General features: G+C 46.1%; 17 protein-coding genes. 9 read left to right on the top strand and 8 right to left on the bottom strand.

From position 1 onward, the window contains the following. Positions 1-61: 61 nt before the first annotated feature. Positions 62-397, bottom strand: coding sequence for an ArsR/SmtB family transcription factor (locus FD32_RS04975; protein ID WP_047767726.1), 336 nt, complete (start codon positions 395-397; stop codon positions 62-64). A 34-nt stretch (positions 398-431) separates the two neighbouring features. After that, complete coding sequence (locus tag FD32_RS04970) at positions 432-992, bottom strand: cadmium resistance transporter (protein WP_047767724.1); 561 nt, start codon at positions 990-992, stop codon at positions 432-434. A 299-nt stretch (positions 993-1291) separates the two neighbouring features. On the opposite strand from FD32_RS04970, the gene zwf reads away from it, so the two are divergent. The 3 genes from zwf to FD32_RS04955 all read left to right on the top strand — a co-directional run bounded on the left by zwf (position 1292) and on the right by FD32_RS04955 (position 6570). Further along, positions 1292-2773, top strand: a complete 1482-nt coding sequence (gene zwf, locus FD32_RS04965) for a glucose-6-phosphate dehydrogenase (protein ID WP_047767722.1) — start codon at positions 1292-1294, stop codon at positions 2771-2773. Positions 2774-2909: 136 nt separating this feature from the next. Next, the gene (gene gndA, locus FD32_RS04960) at positions 2910-4343 is read left to right on the top strand and encodes an NADP-dependent phosphogluconate dehydrogenase (RefSeq protein ID WP_047767720.1); all 1434 of its coding nucleotides are present in this window, start codon (positions 2910-2912) and stop codon (positions 4341-4343) included. Between the two features lie 283 nt (positions 4344-4626). Then, entirely contained in the window at positions 4627-6570 is a 1944-nt protein-coding gene (locus FD32_RS04955) for a sugar MFS transporter (protein WP_047767718.1), read from the top strand. Between the two features lie 79 nt (positions 6571-6649). Here the strand turns inward: FD32_RS04955 and FD32_RS04950 are convergent, their stop codons facing one another. Together FD32_RS04950 and FD32_RS04945 are read right to left on the bottom strand one after the other, a co-directional pair. Further along, a complete protein-coding gene (locus FD32_RS04950; protein WP_082126026.1) occupies positions 6650-7705 on the bottom strand; it encodes a serine hydrolase domain-containing protein in 1056 nt (351 codons plus the stop codon). A gap of 120 nt (positions 7706-7825) precedes the next feature. Further along, entirely contained in the window at positions 7826-8287 is a 462-nt protein-coding gene (locus FD32_RS04945) for a universal stress protein (protein ID WP_047767716.1), read from the bottom strand. 207 nt (positions 8288-8494) lie between these two features. Between FD32_RS04945 and FD32_RS04940 the strand changes: the two genes are divergently transcribed. Next, positions 8495-8968: an Lrp/AsnC family transcriptional regulator gene (locus FD32_RS04940; protein ID WP_047767714.1), complete on the top strand. Its 474-nt coding sequence runs from the start codon at positions 8495-8497 to the stop codon at positions 8966-8968. Positions 8969-9155: 187 nt separating this feature from the next. Here the strand turns inward: FD32_RS04940 and FD32_RS04935 are convergent, their stop codons facing one another. The 4 genes from FD32_RS04935 to FD32_RS04920 form a co-directional block, all read right to left on the bottom strand. Then, positions 9156-10439 carry a dicarboxylate/amino acid:cation symporter gene (locus FD32_RS04935; protein ID WP_047767712.1) on the bottom strand — a complete coding sequence of 428 codons (1284 nt, stop codon included), beginning with the start codon at positions 10437-10439 and terminating at the stop codon, positions 9156-9158. Between the two features lie 636 nt (positions 10440-11075). Beyond that, positions 11076-12068: a LacI family DNA-binding transcriptional regulator gene (locus FD32_RS04930; RefSeq protein WP_047767709.1), complete on the bottom strand. Its 993-nt coding sequence runs from the start codon at positions 12066-12068 to the stop codon at positions 11076-11078. A 28-nt stretch (positions 12069-12096) separates the two neighbouring features. Beyond that, positions 12097-13545, bottom strand: a complete 1449-nt coding sequence (locus FD32_RS04925; RefSeq protein WP_047767707.1) for a UDP-glucose--hexose-1-phosphate uridylyltransferase — start codon at positions 13543-13545, stop codon at positions 12097-12099. A gap of 29 nt (positions 13546-13574) precedes the next feature. After that, complete coding sequence (locus FD32_RS04920; protein ID WP_047767705.1) at positions 13575-14753, bottom strand: galactokinase; 1179 nt, start codon at positions 14751-14753, stop codon at positions 13575-13577. A gap of 196 nt (positions 14754-14949) precedes the next feature. Between FD32_RS04920 and FD32_RS04915 the strand changes: the two genes are divergently transcribed. The 5 genes from FD32_RS04915 (at position 14950) to FD32_RS04895 (ending at position 18955) form a co-directional block, all read left to right on the top strand. Beyond that, positions 14950-15924 (top strand): SGNH/GDSL hydrolase family protein, encoded by a 975-nt coding sequence (locus tag FD32_RS04915; protein WP_047767703.1) that lies wholly within the window; start codon positions 14950-14952, stop codon positions 15922-15924. Positions 15925-15926: 2 nt separating this feature from the next. Continuing rightward, complete coding sequence (locus FD32_RS04910) at positions 15927-16715, top strand: tyrosine-protein phosphatase (protein WP_053003007.1); 789 nt, start codon at positions 15927-15929, stop codon at positions 16713-16715. A gap of 37 nt (positions 16716-16752) precedes the next feature. Continuing rightward, the gene (locus tag FD32_RS04905; RefSeq protein WP_047767700.1) at positions 16753-17259 is read left to right on the top strand and encodes a YbhB/YbcL family Raf kinase inhibitor-like protein; all 507 of its coding nucleotides are present in this window, start codon (positions 16753-16755) and stop codon (positions 17257-17259) included. 12 nt (positions 17260-17271) lie between these two features. Further along, positions 17272-17496, top strand: a complete 225-nt coding sequence (locus tag FD32_RS04900; protein WP_047767696.1) for a hypothetical protein — start codon at positions 17272-17274, stop codon at positions 17494-17496. 259 nt (positions 17497-17755) lie between these two features. Further along, a complete protein-coding gene (locus tag FD32_RS04895; RefSeq protein WP_047767695.1) occupies positions 17756-18955 on the top strand; it encodes an IS110 family RNA-guided transposase in 1200 nt (399 codons plus the stop codon). The last annotated feature ends 140 nt before the right edge of the window (positions 18956-19095 follow it).

Raw genomic sequence — 19095 nt, 5'->3', positions numbered from 1 at the left:
TTTGTTAAATTCCGAATGGTGCTTCTGATTCAGAGGCTTTTTGTCACAACCCCCTTGTTACCTACTTATACAAATTTCGTGGGTGGGGTTCACCCTTAATCTCATGCTTAACGTGTTCCAACATGTCATCAACCATTTCGACAACGTGAGGATCATCAAGAATATAGAAAACCTTGGTACCCTCCCGCCGGCGACAAACCAGTTGGTAACGGTGGAGGATTCCCAATTGCTTTGAAATCACCGGCTGTGCCAGGCCTAATTGGTCAACAATTGTTGAAACCGACACCTCGCCATCGCAGTGACGCAGGAAATAGAGAATCTCAATTCGGGTACTGTTGCTTAATACCTTATAAATTTTAGCCGCTTCATTAATCAGGTCGCGTGTCGCGGTCACCATTTGCCATTCCCTTCTTTGAATTAATTAGGGAATATTATACCAGACTAAGCAGGTGGGTAATCAAACCACTGTCGTAAAAGACGTAGAGGCCAACCCCAACGTAAATCACCTTCATTAAAGTATCCCCGCACCTCGTCAGGGCCTTCTTGACAACTGGTAGTTCACCAATTGCCTTTATTAGCCAGACGACCACGACTGCCAAGACGCCGATAAAGAGAAGAGCCATTATAAAGTAGTTGATGGTCATCCCCGTCAGCACCGGTAAAAAAATTGACAGGTTACAGCCAGTACAAACCGCTAGATACGTGGTTAAGGTCGCCAGGATAGGCGCCCGGTCAGTCTGCTGGGCTGCCTCATCCTTATCGTGGAGCGCCATATAAATCGGTAAGAACCCCAGTAGGCCGATAAGCCATTCCGGTAAAAACAGGGCGAGGGCCTTACCAATTGTGAAGCTGAGGATCATCAAAATTAACACCCCCGCCAAGTAGCCAACCATCACATCCATGGTTCGGTAACGGTGGAGTAAAAACAGCATAATAATAAAGAAATCTAGGTTAACGGCAACAAACGTTACCAAGAGTAGCCAGTAATTCATCTTTGTTTCCTCCAATATATCAAATTCGATATATTATTTATATACCATTTTTGGTATATATACAAGATGGAATTTTGTGTTAATTAGTGTCGGTAAAGGCATTCCCGGCAAAAAAACTTTTTGCTCTAGACCATTCGTCAACCGGTACCCAACCAACCTTATTGACGGCACTGTTCCCCACCGGTGGGCCATTTCACCACTATCCAGAAACCGGTTCCTTTTGCCGTGCAGATAAGCGTTTGAGAGTATATAATTGTACAGGTGATAGAATTTCTGTAATTTCAGAAGGAGTGAACATTTTGGCTACAGAAAATAAAGCTGTTATTACATTATTTGGTGCAACTGGTGACCTTGCTAAGCGGAAGTTGTACACCGCTCTCTTCAAGCTCTACCAAAAGGGCTACTTGCAAGACCACTTTGCACTGCTCGGAACTTCTCGTCATCCATACACCGACGAAGAATTCCAACAAGTTGTTCGGGACTCAATCAAGGATGTTGAAGAAACTCGCAAGGGCGAAGCTGCTGACTTCTCCAAGCACTTCTTCTACAAGTCACATGACGTTACCAAGCCTGAACACTACACAATCCTAAAGAAGCGGATTGAAGAACTGGACAAGCAGTTTGGCACAGAAGGCAACCGCTTATTCTACATGTCCATGGCTCCCCAATTCTTTGGCACCATTGCCATGAACCTGAAGAAGCAAGACCTACTTTCTGACGAAGGCTTTAACCGCCTGGTTATCGAAAAGCCATTCGGTCGTGACTTTGACTCCGCTAAGAAGCTGAACGACGAACTGTCCAAGACCTTCGATGAAAACCAAATCTTCCGGATTGACCACTACCTGGGTAAGGAAATGGTTCAAAACATCCAAGCCCTACGCTTTGGTAACACCATCATCGAATCTTTGTGGAACAACCGTTACATCGACAACATCCAAGTTACCCTGAGTGAAAAGCTCGGTGTCGAAGAACGTGCTGGTTATTACGACAACTCTGGTGCCCTTCGTGACATGGTTCAAAACCACATTATGCAAATCGTTGCCCAATTGGCAATGGAACAACCTGTTTCATTTACCGATACCGACGTTCGGGTTGAAAAGATTAAGGCATTACGGAGTCTCCGTGTCTACACCCCATCCGAAGCCGCCGCTAACTTTGTTCGTGGTCAATACGATGCTGGGAACGGTACTGAAGCATACCGTGACGCAGATGGTGTTGCTCCTGATTCTGGTACCGAAACTTTCGTAGCTGCCAAATTAATGTTTGACAACTACCGTTGGTCTGGTGTGCCATTCTACGTTCGGACTGGTAAGAAGTTAGCCGACAAGTTCACCCGAATTGACGTTGTCTTCAAGAAGCCATTGATCGATATCTTCGCTGACCCTCGTCACGAAAGCGACCAAACCTTGAACTCCAACGTTTTGACAATCTTTGTTGAACCTAAGTCTGGCTTTGCTATGCAATTAAACGCTAAGCGCGCTGGCCAAGGCTTCACGACCCAACCAGTCGACCTGAAGTACCTGCAAAGTGATACCGACAAGAAGGAATCCCCAGAACCATACGAACGTCTCTTCCACGATGCTCTGGAAGGTAACCACACCAACTTCGCATCATGGGCTGAAATTGCCTATGCTTGGAAGTTCGTTGACGTAATTCGGAAGCTTTGGGACATTGAAAAGCCACAGTTCCCTAATTACGTACCAGGCTCAATGGGCCCTGCAGCCTCTGATGAACTGCTTGCCCGTGATGGTCGCCAATGGGTCTACCGTTTAAACCACTAATATACTCAAAAACGTTTTAAGAATTTTCTTAAAACGTTTTTTGTTATTAGATATCGGTTGCACTGTTAAATTTTTTTGTTATAATGGACATTGTGAAAATAATTACATGTTTTTCTTTAAGAGGAGAGTGACTTTAATGTCAGAGAATAAAGCACAAATCGGTGTTGTCGGTTTAGCTGTCATGGGTAAAAACCTTGCATTAAACATTGAAAGTCGGGGCTTCACTGTCGGTGTCTACAACCGTCACCGTAACCGGACTGACGAAATGATGAAGGATCACAGCGACAAGAAGCTTGTTCCTAGTTACACAATTAAGGACTTCGTTGACTCCCTTGAAAAGCCACGGCGGATCTTGCTGATGGTTAAGGCTGGTAAGCCAACCGATGCCGTTATTGATGAATTACTCCCTCTGCTTGACAAAGGTGATGTTCTGATTGATGGTGGGAACACTAACTTCCACGACACCATGGCTCGGAATGCTAAGCTGGACAAGTCCGGTATTAACTTCATCGGCATGGGTGTTTCCGGTGGTGAACTTGGTGCCCTCCACGGTCCTGCCCTGATGCCAGGTGGTCAAAAAGAAGCTTATGACTTAGTTGCTCCTATTTTGACTCAAATCGCTGCCAAGGCTGAAGATGGCAAACCATGTGTTACCTATGTTGGTCCTAACGGTGCCGGCCACTACGTAAAGATGGTCCACAACGGGATTGAATACGGTGACGAAGAGTTAATTGACGAAAGTTATAACATTATGCGAAACGTCTTGAAGATGCCAGTTGATGACATTGCTAAGGCCTTCGCAGAATGGAACAAGGGTGAACTATCCAGTTACCTGGTTGACATCACTGCTGACATTCTGACCCGTAAGGATGACCTTGGTGATGACAAGAGCAAGCCAATTGTTGACATGATTCTTGACCGTGGTGCCAACAAGGGTACTGGTAAGTGGAGTTCTGAAACAGCCCTTGAAGGTGGCGCTCCACAATCCGTTATTACTGAAGCCGTTTACGCTCGTTACATCTCCATGATGAAGGACGAACGGGTTGCCGCAAGCAAGGTCTTACCTGAAGAAACGGAAGCCATCTCCATTGATGACAAGAAGGAACTGATTGAAAAGGTTCGTGAAGCTCTCTACTTCGGTAAGGTTATGTCCTACGCACAAGGATTCGAACAAATGCGAATCGACTCCGAACGTTACAACTGGAACCTGAAGATGGGTGAATTAGCACAGATTTGGCGTGCCGGTTGCATCATTCGTGCCCAATTCCTGCAAAACATCACTGATGCCTTCGACAAGAACCCTGACTTGAAGAACCTTCTTCTTGACGACTACTTCAAGGACATCTCTAAGAAGTACCAAAAGGCTATTCGGGACATCGTTGCCCTTGCTGTTAAGGCTGGTATCCCTGTTCCTGCTCTTAGCGCTGCAATTAGCTACTACGACTCCTACCGTGCAGAAGTTGTTCCTGCTAACCTGCTGCAAGCACAACGTGACTACTTCGGTGCTCACACTTATGAACGTGTTGACCGCCCAGGTAACTACCACTACACTTGGTACAAAGAACAATAAAATCATTGCTACTGAATCCTACAGGGGGACCGGAACTTTCCGGTCCTCTCTTTTTTTATTGGCCGAAATAAAACTTTACCTTGTCCCTGTTGCCGCCTTTCAAATGTGGTTTGACCGCCATTTCACAACCTTTCGTCCGTGCCCGTCCATGATCAAAGATTAAAGGTACCAACAATTTTAATCGTAAAAGTTTACTAAAAAGATATTGACATATTTAGTGAAAGCGCTTAACATAATGGCTGTAAGCTATTATTTAATTTTACGTAGAAAAGGGGAGTCAATAATGGATAAGCAAGAGCCACATAAAGTTCGTTCGCGCCTCGCATACTCACTCGGTGCGTTCGGACATGATGCCTTCTTTGCATTACTTTCTACTTACTTTATGATGTACGTTACCGGTCACCTGTTTACGTCCGGTAACAAGTCCTTTGATAACCGGATGGTCGGATACGTTACGATGACCATCATGATTCTCCGGATTGTGGAATTACTGATTGACCCATTGATTGGTAATGCCATCGACCGGACCAAGACCAAATGGGGGAAGTTTAAGCCATGGGTTGTTGGCGGTGGTGTTATTTCTGCCGTCCTCCTGGCCGCACTGTTCACCCCACTTGGCGGTCTGAACGTTTCTAGTCCAATCATGTACCTGGTTGTCTTTGCTATCATCTACATCATCATGGATGTCTTCTATTCCTTCAATGATGTTGGTTTCTGGTCCATGGTTCCAGCCATGTCATTCGATTCACACGAACGTGACAAGATTGCTACCTTCGCCCGGGTTGGTTCAACCATCGGTGGACAAATCATCGGTTTTGTTATCATGCCAATGGTTCTGTTCTTCTCCATCAATCAAAACGGTGGGACCGGTGACGACCGTGGTTGGTTCATCTTCGCCGTTATCGTTGCTGCTATTTCGGCAATCACTGCAATCGGTGTGGGGATGTTTACCCACGAACAAAAGTCACTGCTTCGTGAAAATAAGGAGCAAACTAAGTTAAAGGATATCCTGCACATCCTGATCAAGAACGACCAATTGTTGGCAATTGCGATGTCCTACCTGTTCTTCACTACTGGTCAAACTCTGTTGAACAGTTTTGAACTGTACTACTTCACTTATATTCTTGGTAACTCTAAGGCCTTCTCAATCCTGGGTGGTCTGAACACGGTTGTCGGTGTTATCTCCGTCTTCGCCTTCCCACTTTTCTCAGGTAAGATTGGGCGTCACAAGCTCTTCTATGGTGCTGCAACGATTGAAGTCCTTGGTGCTGTAATTTTTGCCTTTGCTGGTAAGTCATTAGCACTTGTCCTGCTCGGTGCCGAATTGTTCTTCATTCCACAACCAATCATCTTCCTGGTTGTTTTGATGACGATTACCGACTCTGTTGAATATGGTCAATTAAAGCTTGGTCACCGTGATGAATCGTTGACCTTGTCAATTCGGCCACTGCTTGATAAGTTCGGTGGTGCCGTTGCTAATGGTGTTGTTGGTGCCGCTACTGTTGCTGCTGGAATGACTGGTGGTGCTACAGCCGCTACTGTTACTGCTCACGGCGTTAGCGTCTTCAAGATTTACATGTTCTTAATTCCAATTGCCTTAATTCTTGTTGGTATCATTATCTTCGCCCTTAAGGTTAAGTTGGATGAAAAGTCTCACGCCAAGATTGTGGCTAAGTTGGAACAAACTTGGGGTAAGCACCTTGGTGAAGAAGGCAATGACCAAAACGCCACTGCTGAAGAAGCCGCTCCACAACCACAAGCTGGCGTTACTAACATCCCAGCTCCGGTTGCTGGTGAAGTTGTTAACCTCAAGGACGTCAGTGATCCAGCATTTGCTGAAGGTAAGATGGGACAAGGATTTGCTATCAAGCCAGCTGACGGTAAGGTTTACGCACCATTTGCTGGTACCGTTCGGGCAACCTTCTCAACTCGTCACGCGGTTGGGTTAGTTTCCGACAACGGAATTGCCCTCCTGATTCACATCGGTGTTGATACCGTGAAGTTACATGGTACTGGTTTCATAACCTACTTCACTAAGGGTCAACACGTTGACAAGGGTCAAGAACTCATGGAATTCTGGGACCCAACTATTAAGAAGGCGGGACTTGATGACACGGTTATCGTCACCGTCACTAATAGTGAAAACTTCGCCTTTGAAATGTTAGCCAAGGCTGGCGACAAGGTCACCGACAAGGACAACATTATGAAAGTCACGAAGAAAGACTAATGTTATTTAGTTAAGTAAAAGGCTGACTGGCAGCAAACTACCAATCAGTCTTTTATAGTTTTAAAAAAGCAGGTCAGCGCTACTCGGCGTTGATCTGCTTTTGTTCTGTCCGGTGGTCATCAAAGTAAGCATGCACTAGTTGACTGTTGACCACCCGTAATTCATGATAGGAAAGGTTATTGGCAAAGAGCATCACCGTCTGCCGGCTTTCCCAGTTACTGTAAAAGGTACATGAATACCCACTCAGGTAACCATTGGCGTGGAGATATGGGGCCTCGATGTAGGCACCACCAAAGTAGGTTTCCCACGCTGCTTGCCGATTAGTATACTGGGCCAGCATCGTGGGGTTATCAAGTACGCCACGGTACAAGAAGTACCAATAGGCTACCGGGGTACACAGAATATCGCCGGCCCCGGGCTCTTTTGACATGCGCCTTTGTAAGGTTGACCACCCCTGCTTTTTCCCCATCGCCTGAGTTACCCGGTGCCCGTTCGTAAGATGGTCAGCGAACTCCACCCGCACCCCCAGGGGCCTTGAAACTTTGTCCGCCAGGTAATTCTGGTACGACTGCCGGGTCGTCCGGTGAATAACGGCCGCTAAAAAACTGAAGTCCACGTCAGAATAGCACCAACTAAATTTCCCCGTTGACCGGTAATGCTTTAACATATACTGACGTTGGGCCGCTTCGTCTTCTAACGGTGCCGCTAACTTACCAGGGACGTTACGAAGGCCACTCGTGTGCATCATCAGCCGCCCTATTGTAATTTGCGAACCATTGGCCACCTGCGGGTAAAAAGCGCTCAGCGGCGTGCTCAGCGCTAATTTCCCGGAAAGGACTAATTGGTTAATTGCCACCCCGGTCATCAGTTTCTGGAAGGAGGCAATCGGGATCACGCGGTTTGTACGGACCACCTGTTGGGAGTCCCTTGTTACCTGGTTGCTAACCACTTCTGGATGGTCACCAGGGCCATTTATTAGGGCCAGCCCGTTGACGTGTTTTTGCAAAAGGAGGTGCTGGACCGCCTCCCTTTGTGCCGGGGTTGCTACCTGGGCCCAGACCAAGGTTGGCCTTAAAAAGCATCCCAAGCTAACACTTAAGACTAAAAAGAGGGTCCTCAGTCCGTGCTTACTCATTGTCTTATCCCCTTTCAATCTTTGTTTTCTATCTGAGATTTCCATTCTAACATAAACACAAAAAAGGGGTTCCGTGCCAAAAACTGGTGACACTGGAACCCGTTTTAATCCAGGATTATGTTAGGCTTTATCAACGGCCGTCCGAACAACTAAGACGTCCACAGGGGCGTTCCGCTTTACATAGGAGGTAACGGATCCCATCACTGCCCGTTGCATCCGTGAAAGGCCACTAGCTCCAATCATGATCATGTCATTGTGGTGGTCATGAATGAAGTCAAAGGAAATGATTGTCTTTGGGTTACCCAACCGAATGTGGATATCCATATTGTCAAAGTCATTCTTTTCCCTTGCTTCTTTTAACAGCTTGGTCAGGTATTCTTTTGACTTATCAACCAATTGGTAAGCAATGCTCCCATCGGACATTCCCGCAAAGTTGTATTCCATTGCCCGGGTGTCAATAACGTTCAGTACATCAACATGGGCACCGTTACGCTTAGCAACAAAGATTGCCCGTTCTAGTGCTAATTCTGCTTCCTTAGAACCATCAACTGGTACTAAGATATTTTGGTATTCTTGATCCATATCTCTAAGCCTCCAATGCAGCTTTTTTCCTATGTAACTATTGTACCATTAAATTACCGGGATAAGTAAGGATTCGCGCGAACTCGCGTATTTTTTCACAATTGACAATTACGGCTAAATCACCTACAATTCAATCAATACATTAAGCTAATATGAGAATAATAACATTATTATTTAATCATATAGAGAAATGAGGCTGGGAACTTTATGGATAAAATCGACCGCAAAATTATTAACTCATTGCAAGAGAATGCCCGGGTGTCATTAAAGGAACTCTCTAAGAAATGTTTCATTTCCTCGCCTGCAATCGCCGCCCGCATTACTAAGCTGGAAAAGGCGGGGGTGATCAATGGCTACCACTCTTCCATTAACATGGAAAAGATTGGCTTCCACGTCCGGGCCTTTATCCAGGTCCAGTTGGAACCACGGCAAAAAAAGGAATTCTATCCCTTCGTCCAGAGTGTGCCCAACGTTGTCGAATGTAACTGCGTAACGGGCGATTATTCCGAAATTATGGAGGTTGTCTTTCCCTCAACCACCAACTTGGACGATTTCATCAACACCATCCAGCAACGCTTTGGAAAAACTAGTACCCAGATTGTCTTTAGTACCAGCGTCAACCACCGGGGAATCCACCTGGCAAACGAAGATGACGACGAGAACGATAAACTAAGCGAATAATAAAAAGGACGCAGAAAGGGGGCTGTGACATAAGTACTTTTACCAAGTTCAAATACGAACAGCGCGGTACGCAAATGGGCTCCAGTGTCCGGTATAACCGAACTCTGGAGCCCTATTTGCGCTCGCGGGGGCGTGAAAACGAAGTCATAAATGACTTCTGTCACGCTCCCCTTTCTTATCGCAATTATTACTTATTCTTTCCGTAATTATCAATAAACTTGTTGTACTGGTCACGATCTAACGACTTTTCTGATTCACCGATAACCAGGGTCGCAATTGAGTTGCCGACAACGTTAACGGCTGTCCGGCCCATGTCGACAAACCGGTCAATCCCGGCGATGAACGTCAGCCCCGCCATTGGTACCCCAATGGTGGAAACACTAGCGAGTAGGACAACAAAGGATGCCCCAGGCACACCCGCCATCCCTTTACTAGTAATCATTAACACAATTAGCAGGGTAATCTGGTGGGCAAGGGTTAAGTGCAGACCATAAGCTTGGGCCAAAAAGATTGCGGCAAGGGACTGATAAATAGCAGACCCATCAAGGTTAAAAGTGTAACCAGTTGGGATAACAAAGGAGGTGATTCCCTTATCAACCCCCATCTCATGAGTTTTCTTCATCAACCGAGGGAGGGTAACTTCTGAACTAGCGGTTGTAAACGCCAGAACAATTTCATCCCAGATAACCCGCATTGTTTTCCAGTAACGCAAGTGGAAGAGATGGGCGGTAATTCCGAGAATAACGATAATAAAAATCAGCATCGTGGCGTAGGCAATCAGGATAAAGTAGCCAAGCGGGAGCAGTGCATCTAGCCCCATTTCCGCAATGGTCATCCCAATCAGACCGAAGACCCCAACTGGGGCGAACTTCATTACCCAGTTAGTAACCTTGAACATTACTTCAGAAACCCCGTTTAAAACATCAATTAAAATTTTGGCTTTCTCACCGACCGCAGCAATTCCCAGCCCAAACAGGACGGAGAACAAGATCACTGGCATCATGTCACCGTCAGACATCGATTTAAAAATATTTGTCGGAATGATTGACAGGACTAAAGGCCAAAAGCCACTGTCATGGGCCGCGTGCTTGGCAGTCGACATGTATTGAGAAATATCCGTTGCGTGAAGGTCATGGATATTAATAAACGTTCCGGGGTGGGTCAAGTTGGCCATCCCGATACCAAGAATCAGGGCAATCGTTGTCAAAATTTCAAAGTAGATCAAGGTCTTGGCCCCAATCCGGCCCAGTTTCTTAATATCACCAATGTTAGCAATCCCTACTGTTAAGCAGGAAACAACGATTGGCATAACGATCATTTGGATCAGGCGGATAAAGATTGTCCCCAGACTTTGCATCACTGTGATGGCACTATTATTTTGGTAGAAAATCACTCCACAGATAATTCCCAAAACTAAACCAATCATAATTTGCCATCCCATGCTTTGACGGCTGAACCGATAATGTTTCACTTTTACATCCTTCTCTCCCTTTCAATGTCAGAGAATACTTTATCACATGTCGGCTTACTTTTCACTAACTGATAGGGTAAAATACGAACAGAATCGTTATATTTATATAGCAAGTTCACTATTTATAAATAACACTTTTCTAGGAATGATGATAGTAAAGTTCTGGTTTTGTCTGAAATAACCTGGATATAAAATAATAATATACCTTTTTTACCACAATATTGCCCTAGTATCCGTCCTTATCGTTTGGCTAAAATATTCTACAATTGTCCGGATTTACTTTTTAAATTTTTTTGAAAAAATATTTATTCTGGCCTTTATTCACTATTTAAAAATCACAGCCACTTTAAATATCGTCTTCTCCCTGCCAAATAAAAATGCTGGCTAGGCATTGGCTCACCTAGTCGGCATTTTCAACTTTCTTTAACGTTGCAACGTGTTCTGCAGTACACGCTAAAACAACCGAAGCCGACGCTTACAGCGTCAACTCCGGTTGCCGTACTTCTACTTTTACATAGCCGTAACGTGCTCCACCCCCACGGGCCTAGTGCCTAACAGAAAAAACGGCTGGCGCCTTCTGCGCCAACCGTTTTCCCATGTTAGTCATACGGCCCTCTTCGGGGGGTCCGCACTCATTTATTTTGTTGTCTGCCGCTTTATCAAATGCGTTCCCACAACTGTCTTGCACGGGTCCGCATCTGGATTCTTTAGCCGCTTGACCATCATGTCAACCGCCGCGTGGGCCATTTCATCCGTTGCCACGTGGACCGCTGACATACTTGGGTAAACATACTTGACCAGCGCCGTATCGTTAAACGAGATCAACGCTAACCGCTGCGGAATCGCAATCTTAGCTTCCTGAACCGCTTTTAACGCGCCAACCGCCATCGGATCGTTTGCAATAAAGATTCCGTGCGGTAGGCGATTACCGAGCCGCTCAATTGCCCGTTTCATTGCTTTATATCCCGACATCGAGGTGTAGTCGCCGGCAAATATAAATTCGGAGTGATACAGGTTCTTTTGGCGGAGGTCATTTTCAAAATAGAAGCGCCGGAGGTCCGGAACAATCTCGTTATCCGTAGTGGTTTCCGTTCCCACTAGCATTCCAATGTCCTCGATTCCCTCATTAACGAACTCGCTAATTACGGAACGAACAGCATTTTCAAAGTCGGGAACCAAGCAGTCATAACCAGCAGCTAAACTATCATAATCAACAAAGACAATGTTCTTTGTCACTAACTGAAACTTCTCTACCTGGGCATCACTAAACTTACCAATCGCAATAATACCAGTAACGTCTTGAGGAATATCCTCCATGTTATTCTGGTAAATCGGCACGGTCTGTAGCCCCCGGCGTTGGGCAGAACGCTCAATTTCCATCCGGATAGCCATGTAGTACAGATCATCCAGCTCCTGGGTCAGTGAGTACCACTGAACAACCGCAACCTTTTGGACACGGTTGTTCTGCGTCCGCTTATGTTTCGTATAGTTAAACTGCTCAGCGGTCGCAATTACCCGTTGCCGGGTCTTTTCGTTAACTGAAAGGGTCACGTCATTGTTGAGGATTCGCGATACCGTCGCAATTGATACCCCAGCTTTATTTGCAATGTCTCGTAACGTTACTGACATCCTCACAGACTCCTTTCAGCTTTAATCATTACAGTTGCTTGATAAACCGGTCCCAGCCAGCTTGACCGGCAACGTCTTCCTTGAAGACCCCGGCGTTTTCCAGAACATTAGCAAAGATGTTGGCCAGCTCTTGTTCCATCACTTCGTCAACGTTGTCTTTCGTAATCTTTGTCTTAGCCTGAACTTTCTTTGCCCATGGCAGGTGGCTGTCGGCAATCTTGTTTTCGGCACCCAGCCAGAACTTTTTGACTTCGTTGAGTTCGTCCTTAAGACGGGCAGGTAGGATTGCCCGGCCCATCACTTCAATCAGACCAATATTTTCCTTCTTAATGTGCCACAGCTTTTCGTGCGGGTGGAAAATACCAAGTGGGTACTTGTCACTCGTGTTATTGTCCCGCAAAACAAGGTCGAGGACGTACTTCTCACTGTCACGGTGCATGATTGGCGTAACCGTGTGGTGGCGAGTGTCACCATCAAATGCCTTAATGTTGAGGCTTTCGTCGCTGTAATGGTCCCAAAAATCAATAATGTGGGTCCCCAAGTCAATCAGTTGGGTTGCATCCGCGCTCGTTAACCGAATGTCGCTCATTGGCCAGTTAACGATCCCAGCTTCAACTGCGGGGTAGTCAGCAAATTGCAGAGGCTTCTTGATTGACGCCTTCATCATTGGGAAGGTGTGGCGGCCACCCTGGTAGTGCTCATGGGCTAGCATTGAGCCCCCAACAATCGGCAGGTCGGCATTGCTACCAACGAAGTAGGCTGGCAGCTGATTTTCAATTTCTACCAGGTTAATCAGTGTTTGCCGGTTGATCTTCATTGGTTCATGCTTACTGTACAAGAAGATGCAGTGTTCGTTGAAATAAGCGTATGGCGAGTACTGGAAGCCCCACTGCTTACCACCAATCGTCATCCGGATAATCCGGTGGTTACTCCGGGCTGCTTGACCTAGCCGGCCCTTGTAACCCTCGTTTTCCATGCACAATGCACATTGTGGGTACTTCTTCTTCGTGTCGTGAGCCGCTGCTGCGATTGCCTTAGGATCCTTTTCCGGCTTGGAAAGGTTAATCGTAATCTCTAAGTTACCATACTTGGTCGGCTTATCAAAGACCACGTTCTTCTTAATCGCCGCAACCTTAACGTAGTCGTTGCTGGTACACAGCTTGTAGAACCAGTTAGTGGCGGTCTCCGGGGATTGTTGGTACTTTTCCCAGAACTCGCGATTAACCACTGATGGCCGTGGAGTCATCAGGTCGTACAGCTGGTCATTGAGAATCTCTCTGGCCGTTTGGCCGTCCTCAATCTTCCCCCGCTTAACAGCCAGGTCAACCAACTGGGCAACCAATGGCTTATCCGCAGCGGCTTCGACATCTTCGTCACCAACCAGGGCCCGGATTTTGTTTAATACGTAAATCCGGTCCAGCGGTTCATAGGCGCCACTTTCAATTACCTTGTCTGCATATTCTTCCAATAACTTCATTTTCTCATTCCCCCGCAATTGGATATCAATTACAACTTATGTGGTCCGTCAACCACTTCAGCATCATAGAAGCTGGCATCGTAGCCAATCTTGTCACGGTAAATCTTACCGACGTTCTTCTTGAAGTCTTCCGCAGCGGACTTCTTAACAATGGCAATGGCACTGCCGGCGAATCCACCGCCGACCATCCGGGCACCCAGGCAGCCAGGTTGTTCCCAAGCACTTTCTGCTAAGGTATCCAGTTCCTTACCAGTGACTTCGTAGTCGTACTTCAGGGAAACGTGGGATGCGTTGATCAAGCGGCCGAGTTCTTCCAGGTCACCCTTTTGCATTGCGTCGATGGCCCGCTTTGTTCGTTCATTTTCACTAACGGCGTGCCGGGCCCGACGAATTAAGGTGGCATCGTTGATCAGGTAAGTGTATTGGTCAAAAGTTTCAGAGTCAATTTCACCGAGCTTAGTGATGTTTAACTTCTTGCTCAGGCGCTTAACTGCTTCACCACATTCTTCAACCCGTTCGTTGTACTTGGAGCCCGCTAAGGAGTGGGTCTTGTTCGTACTCATGATCAGGATTTCGTAGTCACCCAGTTCAAGTGGCAGGTACTTGTATTCCAAGGTATTGCAGTCTAGGAAGATGGCGTTGTCTTTCTTCCCCATCCCGACAGCAAACTGGTCCATGATACCGGAGTTCAGACCGACAAAGTCGTTTTCGGTCTTTTGACCAAGCTTAACTAACTCAATTTCATCAATGTCTAAGTTAAATTCTTCCTTCAGTAAGTTCCCCATCAGCATTTCAATGGAAGCAGATGAAGAAAGTCCGGAACCGTATGGCAGGTAACCATGAATGTAGAAGTTGAAACCATGGTCAATCTTGTAGCCACGCTGCTTCAGGTAAACAAGCATCCCCTTAAAGTAGTTGACCCACTTTTCGTCCTTCGCGGTTTGGGGTTGCTCATCATTGATATCAAAGGTGATGATCTTACTGTTCTCTTCCTTAGCGGAGTTAGCAGAGTAGATTGCGACCTTGGTGTCTTCCCGTGGCCCATAAACACCGTACGTCCCAATGCTGATTGCACATGGGAAAACATGACCACCATTGTAGTCGGTGTGTTCACCAATCACATTGATCCGGCCTGGTGAGAAGAAGACATCCTTACCGTTTTCGTTAAAGACCTTTTTATATTCATCAAGAAATTGTTGCTTATCCATCACAATTAACCTCCATACCTCAAATAAAACTTATGGTAAACTTTTACTAAATATAATTTAATATTATTTACCCGATTTGTCAATAAGCGCTTTCATAATAATTAAATAAAATATGGTAAGCGCTTTCTTGAACACCTTAGTAATAGTAGCTTTTGCTAATCAATGCTAAAATTATTTTTAAAGAGGAGGGACTTAAATGGCAATTTATCACGCTAACGATCTTTTGCCCCTTGCCCAGCGAACCGGGCGGTGGGTAGTAAGAAAGATCAATAACCAGCCGGTACTATACACCACCAACCTCGGTAGTGTCATCAAGATGGTCAGCCAGGCAGCCCGAGAAGTTCAGGTAACGGTCCTGGACAACGGGAGTGCGCAGGTGGCTAGTCAGTTCTATGCCTACCGGGTTGACCAGGGGCAATGGCAGCGGGTCGCCGCCGCTAAGGGAACGTGGACGATCCCCCTGCCAAGTTGCCAGTCCCACCTCATCGAAGTAATGACGGCCGGCAACACTGACCTCGACCCGGTCTGGACCGGCCAGGCGGGGTTCGCAATCATCAGCATCACCAGCAGGCCGGGGGCCCTTCATCCCGCTCCTTTGCAGCCACTCGTTGACTTCATCGGTGACTCAATAACGACCGGCTGCTGGGTAGCCGGGCACCATGCTTCTGCTGATTACCGGCCCGAGAGCAACTATGTCGGTATTGCTAGCGACCAACTGGGAATCGACAGCGTACGGATTGCCTATTCCGCCGGCGGGGTTTTGCGCCCGGCTACCGGTGGGGTTCCCGTGGCCAGCCAGTTTCTTCCCCAAATTGACCAGACTACCCGGTGGGCGGTCAACCGGCCGGACATGGTCGTTGTCAACATCGGGGTCAACGACCGCCGCTACCCTACCGACCAGTTTATCTTGGCATACGACCACTTTATCAGTCAGGTGAAATCAACTTTCCCCAACAGTTTGATTCTGATCATGGTCCCCTTTAGTCAAACCTTCCGTACGGAAATCGTCCGGTGCGCACACCGCCACCACCTTCCCGTGATTGATACCAGGGGTTGGTGCACCAGCTTCATCGATGGTCTCCACCCCGACCAAATTGGGGCGCAAACGGCGGGACGGCGGTTAGCAGGGGCCCTTGCCCCATTTTTAAAACAAATCAAAGGAGGAAAATAACAATGAAACGCTTATTAAACATTGAAGATGGCTATAATTTCCGTGAACTTGGTGGCTACCCCACCCAAGATGGGCACCAGGTAAAGTTTAACCGGCTAATCCGTTCCGGCTCCTTAACCCGGCTCAATGACCACGACCAGGCTGTCCTGGCAGCCATCCCCGTCAAGAATGACCTCGACCTCCGTTCCAATCCAGAAGTCGCGGCTGCCCCGGACCGGGTTCCTGCCGGCGCAACTTACCGTCACCTTCCCGTCTTTGCGGTCGACGAAACGGACGCCTCGCACAGCGATGAAGAGATTGCCCAGCAAATGCAAGAAGAGGGTAACGGCTACCGGCACATGCTAGATGTCTACCGGCGGATGGCCAGCTTGCCAAGCGCAAAAAAGACCTACCAGGAGATGTTTAAGGTCCTCCTGACCACAACCAACGGGGCCACTCTCTTCCACTGCACGGCGGGAAAGGATCGAACCGGTTTTGCTGCCTTCCTCATTCTCTCCGCACTGGGTGTTCCACGTGAAACAATTATTAAGGACTACCTCCTAACTAACGAGGTCACGGCGGACGTACGGAAGAAGTGGCTCGCTGGGATCCGTAAAAATAGTGCCGGCCTTGGGAATGTTGACGCGGTCGTCAGCAATCGTAACGCCCTGGCCTCCGTTAATGCCGACTACCTCAATACGGCCTTGGCCACAATCAAAGAAGAGTCTGGGGACGTTGGCCACTACCTAACCGACTACCTTGGCCTCTCAAAAGGCGATTTAACCACCCTGCGCCATTTATATTTGGACTAGGCCAGGTTATAATTGATATACAAGGAGGGAGCTAGTTATGCAAATTTCTGTTCCGTTAATTGACGGTTTCTTGGCTGACGAGTACGGCAAGTATGCACCGGCCGATTTGATGGTCGCTAACCACCCAGTGAAATCTTTCCCCATCCACATTACGGATGCCCCCGCGGGGACGAAGTCGTTTGCACTTGTTTTCATTGATTTTGATTCAACCCCCGTCTGTGGCTTTACGTGGATTCACTGGCTCGCTGCCAATATTCCAGCGACGCTGACAGCTATTCCAGCCGATGCCAGCCGCCAGTTAAAAGCCCAGTTTGTCCAAGGAAAGAACAGTAACGCCGGCCGCCTGGTCAATGGTGACCCGCAGATTGCCAGCGGTTATGTTGGCCCGCAGCCACCGGACAAGGCTCACGACTACACATTAACCGTCTACGCACTAGATACCGTCCTCCCCTTAGAGAACGGCTACTGGCTTAATGACTTTCTCCACGCTGCGGAGGGTCATGTCCTCGCCAAAGCTAAAGCAACCATTCCTAGTCGCGCTTAAGGAAGTGATATTATGGAAACAAGGATTTTCTTTAATCCGGGTGATTCAATCGCCAACATTCATGACTACAACGAAGCCGTTCGGAAGGGGCAAATCTTCAAAAAAGAGCGGCACAGTGATGACCTGGTAATTGCCAAGGGCCCTAATGATGAAGAATACGCAATCTTCTACGCCAAGGACGCCCTGCCGGCCAATCATCAAAAGTCAAAGCCGTACGATGTTAAGAACAAACTTTAGGCTGTGTTACTTTAAAACAGACTAAGCTTAGTAGTGGAAATATCAGAACGACGGTTCTGATGTTTTCACTACTTTTTTGTTAAAGTAGGAGTGAAGTTGACATGTCGTATTTTTATATGACGCTTGACGTCGGATTTAAAAATGGCAACTTCACAAGTCTATTATTAATCTGTTCTTAGTCTGTTGGCTCTTAAGTCGTGTATTGAAAATTAGATTTAATAGATCTTTTGTGATTCTACTTCATTTGGAGATGATAAAATTGCGTACTGTATTTGGAATTGATGTTAGTAAACATACAATTAATCTGGCAATTGTAGTTATTAAAGTGAAAGTTGATGAGTGTAAACTAACCCTTGATCGTCCTGGATTAGCCGACTTATTAAAATTACTCAAGTCTTTCCATCAACCTGAAGTAGTTTTTGAAGCGACTGGCATTTACTCACGAATTCTTCAACACTTTCTTGATTGTGATGAATTTGAATACACAATGCTTAATCCATTAGCTGCTAAAAAGCAGCTCGATAATTTACGTCCTTACAAATCAGACCGCAGTGATGCATTAAATTTAGCTCAAACTAGTTTTATTATTCACCGCTCTTTATCTTATAAGCAGAGCCCAATATATGAACAACTACATGATCTTAGTCGATTTTACCAAGAGGTAAGTCGGAATGTTATTAGTCATAAAAACCGCCTACACCGTGCTTTGCAGCTCACCTTCCCGCAATTAGAGTCACTATTTAGTAACACTAATAACGAGTTATATTGGGCAATTGTGCAACACTTTGCTTGCCCTTCGCAAGTCTTTAATACTTCATTTACTGAGCTATATTCCTTTATCCTGAATAGCACTAATAAAATTATATCGGCTAACCGCGCAAACCGCATTGCCAAAAAGTTATTAGTACTTGCTAAAAAAGCTTATCCAGTTGTTGATGACAATTCTTATGTTTACGAACAAATTCGGTACTTAGCTAATCGCATTATGAAAGAAGTCCACGAAAAAGATAAAATCATTACAGAAATGCATCATAAAGCAGAAAATTTACCTGAATATAATTTACTATTGAGCATTCCTGGGTTTGGGGTACGAACTGTTACCTCTTTAATTGGTGAATTAGGCGATATTCGTCGCTTTCACAGTAGTAATGCGCTTAATGCCTACATCGGGATTGATCTTAGACATTATGAATCAGGCAACTTCGTTGCTGCTGATCATATTAGTAAACGTGGTGACGCAGTCGCTCGTAAAATTCTATTTAGATCCATTCAAAATATTGCAGTGGCTAGTCATTTTCACCTTAATCATATTAATGACTTTTATCAGAAAAGGAAAAGGCAATCTTCTCAGCCTGGGACTAAGAAAATTGCCATTGCAGCGATACATCGTCTTCTCAGAACGATTTATCATCTCGTGAAATACAATCAATCTTATAATTATCAAATAGCCAAATCATAATTTAAAATTAATTCTTATTATTATTTTACAACCCATGAAAAATAAATCTAGTTCATGAGCTTATTTTGTTATACCTTAAATTCTCGAATTGTCAACTCAAGTGCAACATGGCTATGAAGCTAAATATTGATGAAAACATT

The sequence above is a fragment of the Limosilactobacillus panis DSM 6035 genome (genome assembly GCF_001435935.1).
Taxonomy (GTDB): domain Bacteria; phylum Bacillota; class Bacilli; order Lactobacillales; family Lactobacillaceae; genus Limosilactobacillus; species Limosilactobacillus panis.
This window is presented reverse-complemented; position numbering and strand designations above follow the sequence as displayed.

Excerpts from the sequence above, each read along its gene's own strand:
- FD32_RS04975 (WP_047767726.1), bottom strand. The coding sequence starts at position 397 with ATGGTGACCGCGACACGCGACCTGATTAATGAAGCGGCTAAAATTTAT.
- FD32_RS04970 (WP_047767724.1), bottom strand. The coding sequence starts at position 992 with ATGAATTACTGGCTACTCTTGGTAACGTTTGTTGCCGTTAACCTAGAT.
- gndA (WP_047767720.1), top strand. The coding sequence starts at position 2,910 with ATGTCAGAGAATAAAGCACAAATCGGTGTTGTCGGTTTAGCTGTCATG.
- FD32_RS04955 (WP_047767718.1), top strand. The coding sequence starts at position 4,627 with ATGGATAAGCAAGAGCCACATAAAGTTCGTTCGCGCCTCGCATACTCA.
- FD32_RS04950 (WP_082126026.1), bottom strand. The coding sequence starts at position 7,705 with ATGAGTAAGCACGGACTGAGGACCCTCTTTTTAGTCTTAAGTGTTAGC.
- FD32_RS04945 (WP_047767716.1), bottom strand. The coding sequence starts at position 8,287 with ATGGATCAAGAATACCAAAATATCTTAGTACCAGTTGATGGTTCTAAG.
- FD32_RS04940 (WP_047767714.1), top strand. The coding sequence starts at position 8,495 with ATGGATAAAATCGACCGCAAAATTATTAACTCATTGCAAGAGAATGCC.
- FD32_RS04930 (WP_047767709.1), bottom strand. The coding sequence starts at position 12,068 with ATGTCAGTAACGTTACGAGACATTGCAAATAAAGCTGGGGTATCAATT.
- FD32_RS04925 (WP_047767707.1), bottom strand. The coding sequence starts at position 13,545 with ATGAAGTTATTGGAAGAATATGCAGACAAGGTAATTGAAAGTGGCGCC.
- FD32_RS04920 (WP_047767705.1), bottom strand. The coding sequence starts at position 14,753 with ATGGATAAGCAACAATTTCTTGATGAATATAAAAAGGTCTTTAACGAA.
- FD32_RS04915 (WP_047767703.1), top strand. The coding sequence starts at position 14,950 with ATGGCAATTTATCACGCTAACGATCTTTTGCCCCTTGCCCAGCGAACC.
- FD32_RS04910 (WP_053003007.1), top strand. The coding sequence starts at position 15,927 with ATGAAACGCTTATTAAACATTGAAGATGGCTATAATTTCCGTGAACTT.
- FD32_RS04905 (WP_047767700.1), top strand. The coding sequence starts at position 16,753 with ATGCAAATTTCTGTTCCGTTAATTGACGGTTTCTTGGCTGACGAGTAC.
- FD32_RS04900 (WP_047767696.1), top strand. The coding sequence starts at position 17,272 with ATGGAAACAAGGATTTTCTTTAATCCGGGTGATTCAATCGCCAACATT.